Source organism: Crocinitomix catalasitica ATCC 23190 (genome assembly GCF_000621625.1).
GTDB lineage: Bacteria > Bacteroidota > Bacteroidia > Flavobacteriales_D > Crocinitomicaceae > Crocinitomix > Crocinitomix catalasitica.
Genome location: NZ_JHXV01000011.1, coordinates 37,452 through 57,498 on the forward strand (window position 1 = coordinate 37,452; position 20,047 = coordinate 57,498).

Consider the following 20,047-nt stretch of genomic DNA (forward strand, 5'->3'; position numbering starts at 1 on the left):
ATTATGAATATAAGCCCCCGTTGATATTAATTATTTCACCGGTAATATATCCGGCTTTATCAGAAACCAAAAAGCTTACCAAATCGGCAACTTCTTGCGCTTCACCAAAACGATTTGCTGGAACTAACTTTTTAAGGTCGTCTACAGGTAAATCTTTAGTCATATCTGTTGTTATAAATCCTGGAGCAACAGCATTTACTGTAATTTTACGTTTAGCAATCTCTTGTCCTAAAGCCTTTGTTGCAGCAATCATGCCACCTTTTGCAGCAGAATAATTAACCTGCCCCGGATTGCCTTTAGTACCAGATAAAGATACAATATTTACAATTCTACCATAACGGTGTCTAAGTAATTTCTGCATTAACGATTGTGTAACGTTGTAAAAACCTTTTAAGCTAATATCTACAACACTATCCCATGCTTCTTCTTCCATTAAAGCGAAAAGGCCATCTTTCGTTATGCCGGCATTATTGATAATAACCTCAATTATTGATTCAGGATTATTTTCATGCCATTTATTTAAAGCTGTTGTTACTGCCTCCTTATTCTCTACTCTAAAAGGTAAAGGTTCAGCACTTCCTCCATTTTCTTTAATAAGTCGAACAGTTTCGTCTGCTGCTGCGCTGTTACTTGCGTAATTGACAAGAACATGATAATTATGATCTTTTGCTATTGTAATGGCAATTTCTCTACCAATACCTCTTGATCCTCCGGTGACTAAAGCACATTTCATATTAAAAGTATTTGGTTTATTTGTATAACTCTTCAGTTAAAAAATTTCTGACCCGTGTAATTTTTTCAAATCCTGGCTCATCTTTGTCTATACCTGCAGCCAATTCACTAATTTGGTTAAAAATAGCTAATGATTGAGCGCCAATTTTATCTTTACATTCACTGATGTCAATCGCTTGTGCAATCGCAATCAATTCAATGGCTAAGACTTGGTAAGTGTTTTCAATTACAGTATCAGCAATTAAAGCACTGTTCGTACCCATACTAACAATATCTTGATTGTCGTTATTACATGAGATTGAATGAACATACATTGGGTTTGACAATGTTTGATTTTCTGCAGTTGTTGAAGTCGCAGTAAATTGCATTGCCTGTAAACCGAAGTTTAAACCTAAAGTTCCTTTGTTCAAAAACGGAGGAAATTTTTCGTTTAATCTTGCATTTAGTAAATAGTTCAATTGTCTTTCCATTAACATACTCAATTTGGTAATGGCAATTTTTACTTTGTCCATTTCAAATGAAATATAATCACCGTGGAAGTTACCACCGTGGAATACGTTGTTTGCTTCAACAATTGTGATTGGGTTGTCGTTTGCAGAATTTACTTCGTCAACAACAGTTTTTTGAGCATAATCAATTGTGTCTACAATTGGCCCTATAATTTGCGGTACACAACGTATGCTGTAATACTCTTGTACTTTTTCTACAAACTTATCCGGATGAATACTTGCATTTTTGAATAAATGGTCTTCTCTTTTTTTGATTAATTGACTACCAGTTAAAAATGTACGCATTCTTTCAGCAACTTCTTGCTGCCCTTTATGCTGTTTTACACCATTTAATTCTGCCGAAAACGAATCATCATATGACGAAATGATTTCGTTGATCATTGCTGATATTTTGATAGACCAGTCAATAAGATTTTGTGCTTTCCAAATATTTAAAAGCGCTAAACCAGACATGCATGATGTTCCGTTAATCAGTGCTAAACCATCTCGTAACTTAAGATCTAAAGGAGTTATATTTTTCTCCTTCAATAAATCAGCTGTCTTATGTCTTTCACCGTTATGGTAAGCATATCCTTCACCAATTAAACCTAAAGCCAAATGAGCCAATTGAACTAAGTCTCCACTTGCTCCAACCCCCCCATGACAATATATTTCCGGATAGATATTGGCATTTAAATACGTTTCGAGTGTTTCAATAACACCCATACTTACACCAGATTTAGCGAGAGACAAAGAGTTAAGTCTGCAAATCATTGCTGCTCTTGTTTGTTCTTCTGTCAAAACATTACCTGTACCTGCAGCATGACTGCGGACCAGATTATACTGTAATGTTTTAAGGTCGTTAGGAGCAATTTTATATTGCGCCATCGGGCCAAATCCGGTATTGATACCATAAATTACTTTGTCGTCAGAAAACTCTAATAAAAATTCATAGGTTTTTTGAATCTTTACTTTTTGTTCAGCATTAATATCAAATGAACTTTGTTCAGTGATAGCTGAAATTAGTTGGTCAAAGGTTACTCTCATACGTTTGAGATGGTCTTTTTTTTGGTTTAATAATAATCGACAAAGATAATAAAATTATATTTGCTTCATGATTGGATTGCCAGCTCGATGGTATAGGTATTGGAATAAACGGAAAATCACATTTTCTATTCTACTTATATCACTTACTTTATTATTTGGATATAGTGCTGGAAACATCACTATTTATGAGGATATTACGAAGACTTTACCCAAGTCTGAAACCTTCGAAAATTTCGGTAAATTAATTGATCATCAAGGTATAAATAGGTCGATATTTTTTTCAATTAAGGCCAAAAGTGACGAAGATTTAGCAATATTGGGTACTGAATTTTCAGATGCTTTATCCAATTCTACCGGAGAAGATTTAAAAGGGATTCGTTTTCAATTGAACGAAGAGGATTATGGAATTTACGATTATATCGACAGTAATATTCCTTATTATTTTGAAAAAAGAGACTATGCTGAATTAAAAACGAAGTTAGGAAGTGACTCCATTCGAAAAAAAATAAAAAATAATCATCAGACATTATTCTCTCCTGAAGGATTGTTTTTGAAGAAATATATCATGAACGATCCGCTTTCTGTCACAGGTATAGGATTGAAAAAATTAGAATCATCTGAATTGCAATCAAATTTTGAGATTGTTGATGATTTATTTATGATGCCAGATGGTGAAAGTTTATTGGTGATGGCATCGCTTAATTATTCATCAAATAATCAAGAAAAGAATCAGGTACTTGTTGATAAAATTGAGCAAATAAAAGCAGACTTTTCCGATCAAATGGAAGTTGAGTATTTTGCTGGATTTTTAATCGCTCAGGCGAATGCAAATCAAATTAAAGCAGATACACAGTTGACTTTAACGATTTCAATAGTCGCGATTCTTGCCTTATTGTTTTTCTATTATCGCAACTTGTTTTTACCAATATTTTTCATCGTTCCAGCAATTCTCGGATTGTTATTTGCATTGGTGATGACTTACTTTATTCAAGGTTCTATCTCGGCAATTTCTATCGGGGCAGGTGCAATTGTACTGGGAATTGTAATGGATTACTCTTTCCATTTTTTTACGCATTTAAGACATAGTTCGTCTGTCGAAGAAACCTTAGAAGATATATCCTTGCCCTTATTGACGGGCTGTTTAACAACAACACTGGCTTTTTTAGCTTTGCTTTTCACAAATTCTCCTGTCTTACAAGATTTTGGTTTGTTTTCGGCTTTAAGTCTCGTCGGTGCATTATTGTCTGTACTTTTTGTTTTGCCAGTAATATTGCCGAAGTTCATTCAAAAATCATGGTCGAAGAAAAAGACGTTTGAATTTTCATTCAATATCGGCACAAAATTAAAATGGGTAATTGGTATCCTGATTGTTGGATTTTCTGTTGTTGCCATCTATCACGCAGGAGATATTGAATTTGATGATGATTTAATGAATTTGAATTATTATCCGGATGAGTTAAAGGAAATAGAAACAAAGTTTAACAATATTGATCCAACAAATGAAAAACGTGTATTCTTATTGGCTCAAAATGAATCGAAAGAAGCGGCTAGTCAATTGAATTATGAAATTTTTGAGGATTATACAAGATTAAAAGGTAATGGTAATATCGCTGGTTTTTTGAATGTTGGATTCTTTGATTTACCTAAAGGTGTTAAAAATCAAAAAATACAATCTTGGAATGAGTTTTGGGAGGAGTATCATGATTCTATCGCACCAGTTTTAGATGATTTGGAAAACGAATTGGGTTATTATGAAAGCACATTTGATGACTTTAAAGAGAAGACGAATGGCAATTATCGGATCAATGCCACCGATGCTAGAATCCCTTTGGTATCTGCCGATATTGAAAAACTGATAGATTCAACGGATGGGAAATGGACTTTTATCAGTTATTTCGATGTGCATAAAGATGATAAGGATAGTATTATTGCGCAAATTAAGGAAGCACATCCGGATATCGCAATTGTTGATCGAGGAGCAATTGCAGGGGCATTAATTCAAACCGTTCAGAGTGATTTTAATTTTATTTTATTGGTTTCATCCGGGCTTGTCTTCATTTGTTTATTATTGGTGTATGGGCGTGTAGAATTAGCTTTGATAACGTTCTTGCCAATGATATTAAGCTGGGTTTGGATTCTAGGTATAACTGCTATGCTCGGGTTGAAATTTAACTTTGTAAATATTATATTGTCGACTTTTATTTTTGGTTTGGGAGATGATTTTGCCATATTTATAACAGATGGATTTCTGAATAAATTTTCAAGGAATAAAGATGTCATCAAACCTTATCGACAAGGAATTTTATTGTCTGCTACAACAACAATAATAGGTACTGGCGTATTGATTTTTGCGGTACATCCTGCATTAAATTCAATTGCATTAATTTCTATTATTGGAATGGTAGCGATTTTAATTATTTCGTTTACAGTTCAACCATTTTTATTGCGCAAACTTATTTTAGAGAGAAAAGAGCGAGGTTTACCACCGATAACGCTTTTTAATATAGGTGCTTCACTTTTTTCTTTTGGATTTTTTATAGGGGGATGTTTAGCGCTTTGGCCGTTGCAATTTGTTTTCCGATTGATTCCATTTGGTCAGAAAAAGTTAAAATTATTATTCCATCATCTCATCCGAATATTTACGTGGATGCTTATGAAAGTCATGTTTAATGTTCGAAAAAGGAATTACAATACTTCAGATTTCGATTTTTCTAAACCGTCCGTAATCATTGCGAATCATCAATCATTTATTGATATTATTAACCTGTTGAGCTTTCACCCAAAATTGGTGATCCTTACAAACGATTGGGTTTATAATTCTGTGTTGTTCGGTTCGCAAATTAGATATGTGAATTTCTTGCAGGGTTCAGCTGGTGTGGAAGAGAATATAGCTAAATTAAAACCGTTAATTGCTGATGGGTATTCCGTTATTATTTTTCCTGAAGGAACACGTTCTAAAGATAAAAAAATAGGACGGTTCCACAAAGGTGCGTTCTATATCGCGCAAGAGTTGAAGCTAGATATTACACCCGTCTTGTTGCATGGCTTTAATGATACAATGCGTAAAAATGATTTTATTCTATTAAATGGGACATTAAGTACTGTTGTATTGCCAAGAATTTCACCAGATGACCCTCAATTTGGAGAGGGGTATAAACAACGAGGTAAAAATATCGCTGCTTATTTTAAAGAAGAATTTAAAAGGTTTGATTTGGAACATGCAGGAAGTAAGTATTTACAACCTAAAATAATCAGTAACTATATTTATCGCAGTCCAATTATTGAGTGGTACGTAAAAGTGAAATGGCTTTTTGAGCGAAAAAACTTCGACTTATACAATACCATTATTCCGCAATCGGGTAATGTATTTGATTTAGGTTGTGGTTATGGTTATTTGTCTTACTATTTGATGTTCCGTTCGGACGATCGAAAAGTGATTGGTGTTGATTATGATGCTGATAAAATTGAGATTGCGAATAATTCATATTCAAAAAATGATCAGATCGATTTTATTGCTGCTGACTTAAGAGATTTACATCCGGAGAATGCAAGCGCAATCTTTTTGAATGATGTTTTACATTATTTACCTGCAGAAGACCATAAAAGTGTTTTAAAAAATTGCCTAAAAGGGCTTAATGAAGGTGGCGTTTTAATTGTTCGCGACGGTGTAAAGGATTTAGAGAATCGGCATAAAAAAACGGAATTAACAGAGAAATTTTCAACCAAAATATTAAAGTTTAATAAGACGGAAAATCAATTGAGCTTTTTTTCTAAAGAATTAATATTCAATTTTGCAAAAGAGAATGATTTGAATTGTGAAATAGTAGAACAGTCAAAAAGCACGTCAAATATTTTATTCATTTTAAAAAAGTAGACTTATCAAAACGATTGATTCAACATACGATATAGTAATTATTGGCTCGGGATTAGGAGGGTTAGCTTGCGGTAATATTTTATCAAAAGCAGGATTTAAAGTGATCATTCTCGAGCGCAATCATCAAATTGGTGGAAATTTACAAGTCTTCAGTCGTGACAAAACCGTTTTTGACACAGGCGTTCATTATATTGGAGGATTAGACAAAGGACAAAACCTTTATAAAATATTCAAGTATTTCGGAATTATGGATCACTTAAACTTGATTCGTATGGACGAAGAGGGTTTTGATCGTATCAATTTTTTAGGCGAAGAGAAGGTCTATAAATATGGCATGGGATATGACAAATTTTATGAAAATTTAGTTGCTGATTTCCCAGAAGAAAAAGAGGCGATTAGGAAGTATTGCGACCTAATTTTAAATTTTTGCGACAGATTTCCAATGTATCAATTAAGGGATGAGGTGGGCAAATATTCGATGGATGAAACTTTATTAGTAAATGCCAAAGAATTGATTGAATCTTTGACCGATAATGAACGACTTAGGGATGTTTTAGGTGGAACGAATGCATTGTATGCAGGAACTGAAAAAACACCTTTTTATGTGCATGCATTAGTGGTCAATACCTATATCGAATCGTCATGGCGTTGTGTGGATGGTGGATCTCAAATTGCAATTTTAATGCAAAAGGAAATCCGTAAGCATGGCGGTGAAATAGTTAAAAGGGCTGAAGTAGTAGGTGTCGAAAGTGAAGATGGTAAAAATTTATCAGCTGTTGTTTTACGTGATGGTAGAACTGTAAAAGGTAAAAACTTCATTTCCAATATGCACCCCAAACAAACAATTGATGTTGTAGGTGAAAAGTTTTTCAGAAAAGCTTATGTCAATCGAATTAAAGGATTGAAAAATACAATTTCTTCCTTTACTGTTCACGTTGTATTTAAAAAGAAAACATTCAAATATATTAACCATAATTTATACTATTTCAACGAAACTGGTGTATGGGACATGGTTGATTATGATGAGGCACAGTGGCCAATGAATTTTATGTTTTCTACGCCAGCCAACTCTAAAGATCCGGAATATTGTGATGGAGCTTCCATTATGTGTTATATGAAATCCGAGTTGTTTGATCCATGGCGCGATTCGTTCAACACTATTGCAGAGAAAGGCCAACGACCACAAGACTACCTAGATTTTAAGGAAGAATGTACGCAGAAAATATTAGATTTGGTAGCGTCAAAAATCCCAGGATTTAAAGATAAAGTTGAAAGTTATTATGCCTCAACGCCTTTAACTTTTAAAGATTATATCAATACAGATGATGGTCACTTGTATGGAATTGAAAAAGACTCAAACGATGGTTTAAAGACTTTTATTAATCCTAAAACAAGAATACCTAACCTATTCCTTACCGGTGCAAATATTAATTTACACGGAATTCTAGGCGTTAGTATTAGCTCAATTGTAACTTGTGCCGAATTAATTGATCGTCACGAATTATTAGCTAAAATCAATGAATTTGGAGAATAAGACTTATTGATTTTCAGTTTTAATTGGATCGATCTCGAAATTAATAATGATATCATCTTTTTTCTCACCACTATTAACAATTAAAAAGTCATTCCAAACAATTTCTGCTGTTAAATTTTTATTCTTTGCATAAGAAGTTGGAAAAGGGAATTCAACCTTAACATGTGCCATTTCACCTTTTTTTATGACTTCCATTTTGGGTTTGTGGTCATTGTTGATTTTATTTCCACCATCAAATAAAATTTCAATTTTAGACTCATCAAATATTGCATAGTCTGTCCCTTCGTATAAAACGTCAAAAGTGACATAAGATTTTTTAGCATTGATTCTCGTTCTATCAACTGTAAAAGTGAAATCTCCAACCTTAAATTCTTCTTGAGCAACAGGAATTTTATAATTCGGAATAGTCTGAACTTTACCGTCTAAAGAAATTGTTTCTATCCCACTAAAAGTATATTTTACATTTTCTGCGTGGTAATTAACACCATCTTCTCTAGTAGCGTTGCAAGTTACTCTTTTTGAACTGTGCGGTAAAACTACTTCTCTTTTTCCTTTATAAGTATCTCTTCTATCTGCATTTAAGTTGAAATAAGAAGTATCTAAATTGACGATAATTATTTCGTCAGATTTATTTTGCATTTCGAATCTGAATTTTGTAAAATCTTTAAAGCTTACACAATCATAGCATTTCAGATTATAGGTGTCAGTTGAAATTTCATCTGTATCCTTAAAAAAGTATTTATGATCTGGGTGATCAGGTTTTTGAGCAACCACGTTCATACTTGTTAATGCGAGTGTTAAAAAGAATAAAATTTGTTTCATAAGATAATTTTCAGTGTAATACAAATATAATTGATTTTTCAGAAAACTAAAATAGACAAATACTGCATAGAATTTCTTGTTACTTTTGTAGGCTAGAAAATTACTGATGAAAAGGGTTTTGCGCTTTATATTAAATCTTGGTTACTATTTTATTGAATTGGTTGTATTCCTTTTCATTGTCCTTGCGCTCTACTTGGGAATGGTTATTCCTTTAGATTTACCTAAAATTGACAATAAAACGGTCTTAGAAAAGACGCGAACCATTGAAGGCGTTGATAAATATCGACTTGATGAAAATTGGGCCGTAAAATCAAACGAACAAATTTGGGAAGTTTATATAGAAGGTGAACCTTTTGAACGGGGCGTTGCTTATGGCAAATTATTAGAAGAGCCAGTACAAATACAAGAAGACTTTTTTATTGATCAAATAGAAAAATTAGTACCCAGTTCAACTTATCGTTTTTTCTTAACAGTGATGATTGGATTTTTCAATCGTGATATCACGGAATATATACCTGAAGAGTATTTGGCGGAGATTTATGGTGTGTCTTTTTCTTTTTCAGATGGATACGACAATTTAGCACCAAAGTATTACCGTATTTTGAATTATCACGCTGCGCACGATATCGGTCATGCTTTAGACGATTATAATATGGTCGGATGTACTTCATTTTCTGTTCGTGATGGTATGTCGGAAGATTCATCATTGTTAGTCGGAAGGAATTTTGATTTTTATATGGGCGATGAATTTTCAGAACATAAGGTCTTGACTTTTGTCAACCCAAATAAGGGCTTTAAGTTTGCCATGTATTCATGGGCTGGATTGATGGGTGCCGTTTCTGGTATGAATGAGAAGGGAATTGCTGTAACTATTAATGCTTCAAAATCTGAATTACCAAGCAAAACCAAGACACCCGTTACTTTGGTAACACGCGAAATTCTACAATATGCTTCTACAATAGAAGAGGCTATTGAAATTGCAAAAAAACGCTCGCTTTTTGTTTCTGAAACGTTTATGGTTTCATCTGCTTATGACAATAAAACAGTGTTAATTGAGAAGAGTCCTTCAACGATGGATGTATATGACAACGAATTGGAAATTGTTTATTGTACCAATCATTATCAAAGCGAAAAATTTGAGCAGGATGAAATCAATATAGGGAATATTAAAAATTCTGATTCCAAATATAGATATGATCGTCTAAAAGAATTGGTAAAGGAAGACTTGCCTCTAAACACGCAAGAGGTTGTAGATATACTAAGGAATCAAAAAGGATTACAAGATGCAAACTTAGGATATGGAAATCCAAAGGCAATCAATCAATTAATCGCACATCATAGTATTGTTTTTAAACCGAATAAGTTACAGATGTGGGTATCTACAGATCCTCACCAATTGGGTAAGTTTGTTTGTTATGATTTGGCTGAGGTTTTTAAAACTGGTGGTCATAGAGACTTGAACAAACCATTAATCATCGATTCGTTAACAATTGCTGAAGATCCTTTTTTACATTCAGACGCTTTCACGAAATTCACTTATTTTAAAGAGGTGAAGAAGAAACTATTCGACCATATTATGATCGGCATCGAATACGATTTAACGGCTGATGGATTAGATAAATTTATAGATGCAAACCCAGAAAGTTATGTAACTTATATGCTTTTAGGTGAGTATTATTTAGATTTACAGAAAAATGAATTGAGTCAAAAGTATTTTGAAATTGCTTTGACAAAAGATATTGCCTCAATTGACGAAAAAAATAAAATTAACTCCCTATTGGATGAATGTAAGTCTAGACTTGAATCAAATTGAATACGCAACGCAGGTTGAATTAAACGAATTTCAATTGGGTAAAATCCATGAATTATTTGACTATCTAGTTGAAAATTCACCTTATTATAAGCGCCTTTTTGAGGAGAAAAATATCCAAAAATCGGATATCCAAACCTTGGATGATTTAAGAAAAATTCCAACAACAAATAAACAAACATTAGCAGATCATACGGATGATTTTTTATGTGTGCCGAAATCTGAAATTTCTGATTTCACAACAACATCTGGTACTATTGGGAATCCTGTAACGGTTTATTTAACAGCAAAAGATATTGATAGGTTGGCGTATAACGAAGCCATGTCGATGAAAAAAGCAGGTTGTAGTTCGAATGATGTTTTTCAGTTGGCAACAACAATGGATAAGCGATTTATGGCTGGCTTAGCTTATGCCGAAGGTGTGCGCAAATTAAAAGGCGGATTGATTCGTGTAGGCGCAAGTTCACCAGCTTTACAATGGGATTCGATAGAAAGATTTAATCCGACGGTTTTAATTGCAATTCCAGCTTTTGTATTGGCTTTGATTGATTATGCTAAAGCCAATAATATCGATTATAAAAATTCGTCATTGCGCAAGGTGATTGCAATTGGACAGCCAGTGCGTGACCAAAATTTTGATTTAAATAAAATTAGTTCAACAATAGAAGAGGAGTGGGGTTTACAAGTTTTTTCAACTTATGCATCTACAGAAATGGCTGCTGCCTTTACCGAATGTGAACATGGAAAAGGCGGACATTTACAACCTGATTTGATTTATTTTGAGTCGTTAAATGAGAAAGACGAACCTGTAAAGTCAGGAGAATTAGGGGAAATTGTAATTACCAATTTGGGTGTTGAAGGAATGCCATTATTAAGATATCGTACAGGTGATTTGGCTGTGCATTATCGAGAGCAATGTGCTTGTGGTAGAACAACTTTGAGAGTAGGGCCAATTATAGGGCGTAAAAATCAAATGATAAAGTTTAAAGGAACAACAGTTCATCCGCAAGTTATTTTGCCATTTGTAGACACTTTGAGGGTTTGTTCTGAGTATTTGTTGGAATTGTCAACAGACGACTTAGGATTGGATAATTTAACCGTTGTTTTCCCTGAAGAGGAAGTAAACGATAATCAAGCGACAAAAGCAATTCAACAAATTGCAGATTTAATAAAAGTGAAACCAAATTATAGGTTTATTCCATTAAAGTCAATTCTAAGTTTAGTTAGAGATCCTTCGAGTAGAAAACCTGTGAAAATTCATGATTTAAGATAACGAATAACGTTATTTTTTCTGCATTCGAATAACTTTTGCTAAAGTTGTAAGGGCTTTATCATGTCTTTTCACATAATGATTGTTCTGGTCCCAAACATAACCTGCCAATACTGAGCAAATTCTTTCTTTAATATCCTGGTTGATACTAGGAGCAAAGAAGATAGTCGGTAAAGTGTCATCATACCATGCATTGACATACGATCGGAAAGTCGATACGCCTGCTTGAATATGGTCAACATATTCTGTTTGCCAATCTACATCTTCTCCTTCTAATTCACGCATGATTAATTTTGCAGACAAGGCTCCTGATTCAATTGCGAATGTTACGCCAGACGAAAATATAGGATCTAAAAACTCTGTACTGTTCCCAGTTAAGACATATCTGTCGCCATAAAATTGTTTTACTGAGGAAGAGTAACCTGTTATTCTACGTGGCTCAAAAATTTGTTTCGCGCCAGTAAAACGTTCTTTTAAGTAGGGTTGCATTGTCAATAAATGGTTGAAATTCTCCTCTGGGCTTAGGTTTTCATCTATAAAAGATAAATTTCCTACCACACCAACGGAAGTATTTCCATTTGAAAAAGGAATAACCCAAACCCAAATATCTTGTGCTAGAATAATCGCATGAATTCTATTGGCGTCTTTATCTGTTGGGCGATTAGGGTCTTCTAAATGCGTAAAAAATGCCGATCGACTAGGTTGATTGGAAGGTTTGTCTAAATCGAATAGACGTGGCAATACTCTGCCATATCCGCTACCGTCAATGATATATTTTGAAATATATTCTTGTACTTCACCGTTCGATTCTACTGTTGTTTTTACTTCTTCTGCATTTATTTCAACATCAGTAACAGTTGTATCATAAACTATTTTTGCACCGCGTTCTTCAACAGTATCAGCTAGTATTTTATCAAAATCAGCACGTGGAGCTTGCCATGTCCATCTCGAACCTGGTGTAAATTGTTCTGTAAAATCAAAATCACAAACTGAGTCGCCATGAATGAATTTGGCTCCAGATTTTTTTTGAAAACCAGCAGCTGTAATAGGTTCAATTAGATCTGCTTCGCGCAAAACATCCATACAACGAGGCAATAAACTCTCACCAATAACAAAACGCGGAAAAACTGATTTTTCAATAATTGTTACATCGTAACCTTTTTTTAATAGGGTTGCGGCAGCTACAGTTCCCGAAGGTCCAGCTCCAATAATGAGGATATCAGTTTTAATTTTCACAGTAATTTGTATTTACCGTAAATTTAAAATTAAAGCGTTAGATTACTTGAAATTCGAGCAATATTTATTGAATGTCGGAGCAATTCTTCTAATCTTTTGGACTTAATGTTAATCGATATGTTTTATTATCATCCATTTCGTATGATAATCCTAAATCATCTGAAAGTAATTTTGTAATGGTGATATCCTTACTGATGGTTTCCTCACTTAACTTTGCTTTAGTATCAGCATTAAATTCTTCATGAATACCTTTAAGAATAATGCCCGTTTTTTTAGGAGAAAATTCCCATGTACCAATTTCAATTGCGTATTTGGAGTCGTCATCACTGAATGTGACAATCTTATAATTTTTGTTTTTTTCAAATAAAAAAGTTTCTTTTATAAACTGGTTGGTGATATCAATTTCTTCGCCTGATACACGATCGATTTGCACTGCGGAATCAACTTTCCATTTCTCAGATAGTCGTTCCTTCTTGGTGTACAAACTCATTCTTGGACCATCTTCGTACTTTTTGCAACCTAGAATAAAGAATGTAAATGAAGCTGTGATAATAACTAATAATTTCATAGGATCAATAATTGTAATTTTTTGCTAAACTATTGAATTGAAATTTGTTGAGTTGTTAATTATTTTTAAAATGACTTAATATTTGTTAATAGCTATTCTAAAACGGTAAGCGTTAAAACTTCAATTGCTTCCTTTTTGTCTATGTGATTAGGGATTGTTGTGTATTGATTATTGGCATGAATTAATAAGGTTGTTGGATAGCCACTAAACGGTAAAGATTGGTAGTCTTCGTTTCCCATTCTCATAATTGGGAATTGATAATTATGAAAGTCCATAAAGTCTGTTATATCTTCGGAAGTGTCATAAATAGTTAGCATTTGTATTGGTTGCAGATTGGTTTTATAAGCTTCATTCAGTTTTGAAAGTACGGGTAATTCTTCAAGTGAATAGTCACTATAATAACTCCAAAAATGCAAAACTATCCATTGGTTAATCAGACGAAAGGAGTCGATATAATTAATAATTCGATCGGATGCATAAAATTGTTGCCAGCTTTCATCTACATTTCTATCCCAAAAATCATCAAATTCTTCAGGATTATTGAATCGGCTCTTTATCCATTTTAAATTCGTTCTAGTCGGAAAATCAACAACTAATTTGGCTGCTAAATCTTGATATAGTTCTGAGTTCTGTTCGAGGCTTAAGCTTTCATCCAATAAGCTTTTCTTGGTGGCAAAGAAGTCGATAAAAATAGAATCGTTGAGAATTTCATAAACGCGACCCGCCGAATAGAAAGAGGGGTTATAATCAACTTCCAATACTTCGCTCACGGTTTTACGCCCGAGTAAATAATATTCATAATTCAATACAAAGGTCAAGTAGTTTTGAATAACTGGTCCGGATCGATTCCGGTAGAACGAGATGTTTTGATTTTCATTGGTGAGTAAGTCAAGCCATTCAATTTGCGCGATTGGACTTAATGTCAAGTGATTTTTAAACTTTAAGTAAGCAGCGGTATGAAACATTGCTGCCATGGCCGTTGTGTCAGGCTGCGTATTTAATTTTACCTTTAATTGATTGGTTAAGCCTTCCAAATCTGTTGAAGCTAAAGATTCATTAATGGTTAAGAATTCGACCATCGGAATGAGTCGTTGACCCGTTTGATAGTTGCCTAACCCTTCGAAATCGAGAAATTTTCTAGCATTCGATGTAGGGTCAGACTTTGCTTCAACGTATATATTGTTCAAGTTGGGGGCAATGATTCCTGGTCCTAAATAATTTTGTAAAGAATCAAAAGCATTTAAAGCTGCATCGAAATCATTAGCACTAATGGCTTTTTGTGTTCGATTAAACAGGTTCATTACATCCTGCGCAATACCTTTTGATTGAAAGGATATTACAGCAAGTAGAATAAAGTATTTAATCATGGTATAGGCTTTTAGGTTAACCTTTTTTTTCTTTAGCTAACCTGTCCTTAATGAATTCTATTTCAGTTTTATGATGAGGTTTTGGTTTGCCGTCAGGACCTAAATTAACCATAATTATTTTTTCGATAGAGATGATGGTTTTTCTAGTCATCATATTTCTTACTTCACAGCGCAAAGTCAACGATGATTCACCAAATTTCACAACGTCCATTCCAATTTCTACAATATCACCTTTTTCGGCTTTATCTTGAAAGTTGATATCTGAAATGAACTTCGTTACAATCTTTTTATTCTCCAATTGAGCAATTGCGTACAAAGCAGCTTCTTCGTCTATCCATTGTAATAATCGACCTCCAAAAAGTGTTTCATTTGGATTTAAATCTTCGGGTTTGACCCATTTTCTTGTGTGGAATCTCATAATTTTGGCTTTCTAACAAATTTACTTATCCTTTTTAACTAAACCTATTTTGTTTATTGTATGAATGATATTTATCTAACTTTCATTATCTTCATAAAATGAGACAGCGCTATTCTATATTTTTCTACACAATATTATTTTTGAGTTTTGGTTTGATCTCTTGTCAAAAAGAAGTAGAAAATTCACGAAGTTTACCCGCATTGACTAATCAAGGGATATATACATTAGGTTGTAAAGTTAATGGGGAGATATGGATTGCTAATAGCGGTTATCAAGAACCTTATCCAATTTATACTTATTATTTTCCCGAGACAGGCCAATTAATGATAAATGCTACCATGGGTAGTGAAGAGAATAAAATAATTGAGCAAATGTATTTGATGTCTGAAGATAGTATAGTTGGTGTTGGTACCTACGCTTTCACAAAGGTAAATGAAAACGGATTGAGGAAAGTAGGACTAAACAATGTATATAGCGAAAAAAGTTGTCCTAATTATTATCATGATTCTGCTTATAAAAGTGTATTAAATATTACTTATTTAGATTCCAATAAAAGGATAGTTTCCGGAACATTTGAACTGGATTTAATCAATGCCGAATGCGATATTCCTATCGTGAAAATTACCGAAGGACGATTTGATGTCAGGTATTAATTTAAACTTCTTCTAGTACCGAATTCCCTTCAGATAAATCGCCTGAAGTCCATTGCCAATTTTCAATTAAAGTAAGTTTTCCCGCCGCATTAATTTTGGGGGTCGAACGACATTTACCAGTCATTAATTCACCTTTATTGTTGATTTGCTGATAGCGCATATCGATATTTCCGGCTTCATCTACAATGCCCATCAATTGTCCACTAAGAATATTTGTTCCTGAATAATTGCAGGTTAAGATATTGCCTTTTTGCTGATAATGAAATATGGTGTCAGCTGTAATTTCTCCATTGTCTGATTGAACAACAGGACGAAATTTTTTATCGTTATAATTCATTTGAAAAGAATTTAAAGGTTCTCTTGCAGGTATTTTTGCTTTAAACCGACATAATTATCGGGGAAGTATAATTTGATTATAGTGACATAATAATTATAAGGCTTATGCTGATAAAACATCGGCGCTTTTTCATACAATTCTGCATTCGTAAAATCACCATTCGAATCGCGTTCATATACCGCCATTAACGAATCGTTAGTGAGGATTGTAGAATCAATTAAGCGTTTTGGGTATTCGGCTGGCATAATTTCGATAGTTTCATACATTCTTGCATAGTTAATTTCTCTCACAGGAGCGGGCATTACTACGTCATCACCATATTTATCAATTTGTTTTTCTACAGAACCACCTAATTTTTCCATCGTAAATTTTAGTGGATTTTGAAGTATTCTAAAAGCACCATCTTTAATCTTTCTTTTAATACTAAACGAACCTGGATCTTTAAGAATATTAATCACTTCGTCCATTGAAAAGAATGTACTGTCATTATATGTCAAAGGAAAAGTAGGAACTAAATCCGCGGGATTGATAATATTAAAACTGTAACCGTTATTAATGACATTGTGATAATATTGTACAAAACGACGATTGCCGCACATAGGACTAGCAAAAGCATAGGTTTTAAATGTGTTTTTAAAAGAAATAGTCCGCCCTGGCAAATGATGCAATTGTGCCATCAATAATTGCGCAACCGCTCCGCCTTGACTGTGTCCAGTGATATAAATATCAAATATTTTCTGTTCGTTTAATAGATTGATTTGTTCAACTACATCTTCAATAATATAAGCAATGGCAAGTGCGTAACCCGAATGGACAGTGGCCCCAGTGTCGGTCGCAAATGTATACTGAATGGTTTTTCCTTTTAAACCAATTTCTCCGGCTGCAGGAATTAAACTCGAATAAAAATTTTGTAACCAACTCGATTTTTCATCTGTTGAACCTCGTAAATTGATCACACCTATATTGCCCTTGGTGTATACTTGGAACATATTATCAAGACTATATTCTTGAGAAGAGTAGACTTTCTTAAAACCAGCAGGGATGATTTCTTCGTCGTTTTGATAAAGGTCTAGAAAAGTGTAGCTATTACAAAACGCTATCATATCTCTTGCTTCATTTTTATCGAACCCGCTTCTTAATTGGGCGGTTGATATAAATGAGGTAAAAAGAAATAATATGATGAATAGAATACGCATTCGAAAAGATGGTTTTTTTGGTTGGTTGTTATTATAATGAACATTACGGTAATTGTTACCAAATGTTGCAGTTATAGGTCGATTTCTTAGTTGCTTTTCGATAAGTCAACTAAAAATACTGACTATTCACGATTTATTTATGTAAAATGCATGTTCAAAACTAACCGACAAAATGTGAACGAAAAATGTAAAATATTGATCAGTAATGGTTTGGTGTGTTAGTCGCCATCCGTATCACCAAAAGTAATGATGATGTCTAATTCTTCTTGAACGTCCACTTTAAAGAGCGTCAATAGTTCAATTAATAGGCTTTTATACGCTAATAATTCAGTTGAATCGCCCGTGATATAACTTGATAAATCGCTGTTCATTAAAGTTCCTTTGGTGATCAATTCTGTAAATTTATCACCGATTTCATCCGCTAATTTCTTCTTCTTTTTACGGATATTATTGTAGATAGAATTGAATTCAGTTGTACCGTGACCATAATAAATATCATTCAGTGATTGTACTTGTGTTTTAATTTTATCCATCCCCGTTTTTGTGAAAACTCCTATCACTGAATTTGGGTTTCCGTTTTCAAGAGGATCTTCAATTCTTTTTGCGATTAATTCTTCAGTTAAATGAATAATTCTGTTGATTAGGATATTGTAAACATCACTGACGCCATCTTGTTTGTTTTCTGTAAAGTTCTTTTCGTAGATCGACCAATTGTTTTGCATTTCAGCAACGGCTTCACCGAAATAATCAATATGAGCGGAAACAAAATTTTGATATTTTTCAAGGTTGATAGAATCTTGGAATGTTTCACCAAACAAAAGGTAGGCAATAGCAAATTCCCCCTTTTGCGTATTCGTATATGAACTGATCTCATTGGCGTTAAAGACTTCATGTTCATTGTACAGCGTTTTAATGGCTATCGTATCAATTCCAGTTTTATAAAAACGACTGAAAGTATATGTGCCAGCAACATCTCCAAAATTATAGCATAAAATACTTTCTATCGACTTGCTCATTTTAATAAATGAACTTTGAACAAGTGTAAAATTAGCTGGAGAATTATCAGTTTTAAAGTTATACCAAACGCTATTAAAATCTGCAATCGTATTGATAGAAGCCTTTATTTCTGGTTCAATTTTATACGAATATATATCAGTTAGGAAGTCATCCTTTTTAAAGCGATTTTTTTTACATGCAAAACCAATGACTAACATAAGGATAACCACTGAAAATATTTTAAGACCGTCTTTAAGTAGATTGTTCATTTTATAAAGAATTGATGTATTCGATTATTGCGTTACGTTGTTGTGCTGACATTGCTTTAAATTGGTTTTTAGCATTTTCTGCTTCACCTCCATGCCAAAGAATTGCTTCTTCAACATTTCTTGCGCGACCGTCATGCAATAGATAGGTATGACCATTAACAATTTGAATCAATCCTATTCCCCAAAGTGGTTGTGTTCGCCATTCATTTCCATTGGCTAAAAAGTCGGGTCTATTGTCTGCTAAATCTGGACCCATATCGTGTAATAGTAAATCAGTATAAGGTTGTATTTTTTGATTATTCAAGAAATTAAATTCGTGTGAATTGCCAGTGGTCATATTGGGGATATGGCATTTAGCACAATCCATTGATCTAAATAACAATTCACCTTCTTTCACTGATTCGTTTTCAATATTTCTTCTAGCAGGAACGGCTAATGTGGCGCAGTATAAATAAGTTTTATAAAGATCATCGGCATCAATTTCAAAAGTTCCACCATCAGGTAAGTCTAAACATTCAGTTTGTAGACTGGTGTGATTTTCATTCGGAAAAAGATGTGTTTTAATACCCATATCACCGTTAAAAGCACCGGCAACTTGTTGCATAAGACTGGGTTGATTCGCTTTCCATCCAAATTTACCAATGGTATGTGTTCCAGCTTCAACATTCCAAACTGAATTTAATTTACCTGAAATACCATCACCATCGGCATCCCCTTCATCTTCAAAATCTCTTAAAGTTTGTTCATCAATCGCCTCCAATAAACCAAGACCAATTATTTGCTGACCAACACGAGGCGAAGTTAAAATAGAACCATCTAAGTCGCCATAATTTAAATTGGTAAGGTTGTAAATAGGTTTACGCAAAGTGTATCCAGTACCGTCGTTGTATGTTCCAGAAATATATTCGAAAGCAACTTCAATATCGCCTTCTGGATTTACAGCGGAAATAGACAAGTCATTAAATTGATCACCATAATATGGATGTGGTAAAGGTCCGCCATTTTCATTTGTTCCTGGCATACTCAAACGAATTAAGAAACCGGAAGAATGTTGACCATTTTCAACAAAAGGTGCACCTCTACCATCTTTAAAATGACAAGATGAACAAGAGTGGGAATTGAGTAATGGGCCGACGCCATCTCTTGCTTTTGTGGAAGCCGGAGCTGAGACCCAATTTTGTCTAAAAAAGCTATTCCCTACAAAAAATAGTAATTCAGCGTCACCGGTCGAACCGGGCATTTGATGACCAAAAGCATTGCTTGATTGATCGAATACCGTTCCATTTAATCCTCCGCTTAATTCTTGGTAAGGCGCATATTTTTCATCCTTCCTGCATGAAAGCACTGTAATTGCGATTGTAAGCACGATCAAATATTTGATCATAGTATTTTGTTTTTCTAAACGGCAATGTGCCAGTTGACAAAATTAG

16 protein-coding genes are annotated in these 20,047 nt (G+C 33.8%); 5 read left to right on the forward strand and 11 right to left on the reverse strand.

What is annotated here, in order from left to right; genetic code table 11:
* Nucleotide 1: 1 nt before the first annotated feature.
* Both fabG and T367_RS0108805 read right to left on the reverse strand, forming a co-directional pair.
* Nucleotides 2-733, reverse strand: coding sequence for a 3-oxoacyl-ACP reductase FabG (gene fabG / locus T367_RS0108800; RefSeq protein ID WP_027419517.1), 732 nt, complete (start codon nt 731-733; stop codon nt 2-4).
* Nucleotides 734-749: 16 nt separating this feature from the next.
* Nucleotides 750-2,267: an HAL/PAL/TAL family ammonia-lyase gene (locus tag T367_RS0108805; protein ID WP_027419518.1), complete on the reverse strand. Its 1,518-nt coding sequence runs from the start codon at nt 2,265-2,267 to the stop codon at nt 750-752.
* A 67-nt stretch (nt 2,268-2,334) separates the two neighbouring features.
* Here T367_RS0108805 and T367_RS0108810 point away from each other — a divergent pair, with 67 nt between their 5' ends.
* Both T367_RS0108810 and T367_RS0108820 read left to right on the forward strand, forming a co-directional pair.
* Entirely contained in the window at nt 2,335-6,141 is a 3,807-nt protein-coding gene (locus T367_RS0108810) for a trifunctional MMPL family transporter/lysophospholipid acyltransferase/class I SAM-dependent methyltransferase (protein WP_027419519.1), read from the forward strand.
* Nucleotides 6,142-6,178: 37 nt separating this feature from the next.
* Nucleotides 6,179-7,675, forward strand: a complete 1,497-nt coding sequence (locus T367_RS0108820; protein ID WP_394331575.1) for a phytoene desaturase family protein — start codon at nt 6,179-6,181, stop codon at nt 7,673-7,675.
* A 3-nt stretch (nt 7,676-7,678) separates the two neighbouring features.
* Here T367_RS0108820 and T367_RS0108825 read toward each other — a convergent pair whose 3' ends face one another.
* On the reverse strand, nt 7,679-8,497 hold the full coding sequence (locus T367_RS0108825) for a hypothetical protein (protein ID WP_027419521.1): 819 nt from the start codon (nt 8,495-8,497) through the stop codon (nt 7,679-7,681).
* A 106-nt stretch (nt 8,498-8,603) separates the two neighbouring features.
* Between T367_RS0108825 and T367_RS0108830 the strand changes: the two genes are divergently transcribed.
* Nucleotides 8,604-10,310 (forward strand): C45 family autoproteolytic acyltransferase/hydolase, encoded by a 1,707-nt coding sequence (locus T367_RS0108830; RefSeq protein WP_035843081.1) that lies wholly within the window; start codon nt 8,604-8,606, stop codon nt 10,308-10,310.
* Nucleotides 10,279-11,580, forward strand: coding sequence for a phenylacetate--CoA ligase family protein (locus T367_RS0108835; protein ID WP_027419523.1), 1,302 nt, complete (start codon nt 10,279-10,281; stop codon nt 11,578-11,580). The genes T367_RS0108830 and T367_RS0108835 overlap by 32 nt, the downstream gene beginning before the upstream one ends.
* 9 nt (nt 11,581-11,589) lie before the next feature.
* Here T367_RS0108835 and T367_RS0108840 read toward each other — a convergent pair whose 3' ends face one another.
* The 4 genes from T367_RS0108840 to T367_RS0108855 form a co-directional block, all read right to left on the reverse strand.
* Nucleotides 11,590-12,813 carry an NAD(P)/FAD-dependent oxidoreductase gene (locus tag T367_RS0108840; protein WP_245593034.1) on the reverse strand — a complete coding sequence of 408 codons (1,224 nt, stop codon included), beginning with the start codon at nt 12,811-12,813 and terminating at the stop codon, nt 11,590-11,592.
* An 88-nt stretch (nt 12,814-12,901) separates the two neighbouring features.
* Nucleotides 12,902-13,381, reverse strand: a complete 480-nt coding sequence (locus tag T367_RS0108845) for a hypothetical protein (protein ID WP_027419525.1) — start codon at nt 13,379-13,381, stop codon at nt 12,902-12,904.
* A gap of 92 nt (nt 13,382-13,473) precedes the next feature.
* A complete protein-coding gene (locus T367_RS0108850; protein WP_157454176.1) occupies nt 13,474-14,748 on the reverse strand; it encodes a thioredoxin domain-containing protein in 1,275 nt (424 codons plus the stop codon).
* A gap of 16 nt (nt 14,749-14,764) precedes the next feature.
* Nucleotides 14,765-15,166 (reverse strand): acyl-CoA thioesterase, encoded by a 402-nt coding sequence (locus T367_RS0108855; protein ID WP_027419527.1) that lies wholly within the window; start codon nt 15,164-15,166, stop codon nt 14,765-14,767.
* A gap of 98 nt (nt 15,167-15,264) precedes the next feature.
* Between T367_RS0108855 and T367_RS0108860 the strand changes: the two genes are divergently transcribed.
* A complete protein-coding gene (locus tag T367_RS0108860; protein WP_027419528.1) occupies nt 15,265-15,819 on the forward strand; it encodes a hypothetical protein in 555 nt (184 codons plus the stop codon).
* A gap of 1 nt (nt 15,820) precedes the next feature.
* Here the strand turns inward: T367_RS0108860 and T367_RS0108865 are convergent, their stop codons facing one another.
* From T367_RS0108865 to T367_RS0108880, 4 genes are all read right to left on the reverse strand, one after another.
* Complete coding sequence (locus T367_RS0108865) at nt 15,821-16,156, reverse strand: hypothetical protein (protein ID WP_027419529.1); 336 nt, start codon at nt 16,154-16,156, stop codon at nt 15,821-15,823.
* An 11-nt stretch (nt 16,157-16,167) separates the two neighbouring features.
* Entirely contained in the window at nt 16,168-17,352 is a 1,185-nt protein-coding gene (locus T367_RS0108870) for a lipase family protein (RefSeq protein WP_027419530.1), read from the reverse strand.
* 218 nt (nt 17,353-17,570) lie between these two features.
* The gene (locus T367_RS0108875; protein WP_035843084.1) at nt 17,571-18,617 is read right to left on the reverse strand and encodes an imelysin family protein; all 1,047 of its coding nucleotides are present in this window, start codon (nt 18,615-18,617) and stop codon (nt 17,571-17,573) included.
* 1 nt (nt 18,618) lies between these two features.
* Complete coding sequence (locus tag T367_RS0108880; RefSeq protein ID WP_035843087.1) at nt 18,619-20,001, reverse strand: di-heme oxidoreductase family protein; 1,383 nt, start codon at nt 19,999-20,001, stop codon at nt 18,619-18,621.
* Between the last annotated feature and the right edge of the window lie 46 nt (nt 20,002-20,047).

Coding starts and splice junctions, on each gene's coding strand:
- fabG (WP_027419517.1), bottom strand. CDS start 733: ATGAAATGTGCTTTAGTCACCGGAGGATCAAGAGGTATTGGTAGAGAA.
- T367_RS0108805 (WP_027419518.1), bottom strand. CDS start 2,267: ATGAGAGTAACCTTTGACCAACTAATTTCAGCTATCACTGAACAAAGT.
- T367_RS0108810 (WP_027419519.1), top strand. CDS start 2,335: ATGATTGGATTGCCAGCTCGATGGTATAGGTATTGGAATAAACGGAAA.
- T367_RS0108825 (WP_027419521.1), bottom strand. CDS start 8,497: ATGAAACAAATTTTATTCTTTTTAACACTCGCATTAACAAGTATGAAC.
- T367_RS0108830 (WP_035843081.1), top strand. CDS start 8,604: ATGAAAAGGGTTTTGCGCTTTATATTAAATCTTGGTTACTATTTTATT.
- T367_RS0108835 (WP_027419523.1), top strand. CDS start 10,279: ATGAATGTAAGTCTAGACTTGAATCAAATTGAATACGCAACGCAGGTT.
- T367_RS0108845 (WP_027419525.1), bottom strand. CDS start 13,381: ATGAAATTATTAGTTATTATCACAGCTTCATTTACATTCTTTATTCTA.
- T367_RS0108850 (WP_157454176.1), bottom strand. CDS start 14,748: ATGATTAAATACTTTATTCTACTTGCTGTAATATCCTTTCAATCAAAA.
- T367_RS0108855 (WP_027419527.1), bottom strand. CDS start 15,166: ATGAGATTCCACACAAGAAAATGGGTCAAACCCGAAGATTTAAATCCA.
- T367_RS0108860 (WP_027419528.1), top strand. CDS start 15,265: ATGAGACAGCGCTATTCTATATTTTTCTACACAATATTATTTTTGAGT.
- T367_RS0108865 (WP_027419529.1), bottom strand. CDS start 16,156: ATGAATTATAACGATAAAAAATTTCGTCCTGTTGTTCAATCAGACAAT.
- T367_RS0108870 (WP_027419530.1), bottom strand. CDS start 17,352: ATGCGTATTCTATTCATCATATTATTTCTTTTTACCTCATTTATATCA.
- T367_RS0108875 (WP_035843084.1), bottom strand. CDS start 18,617: ATGAACAATCTACTTAAAGACGGTCTTAAAATATTTTCAGTGGTTATC.
- T367_RS0108880 (WP_035843087.1), bottom strand. CDS start 20,001: ATGATCAAATATTTGATCGTGCTTACAATCGCAATTACAGTGCTTTCA.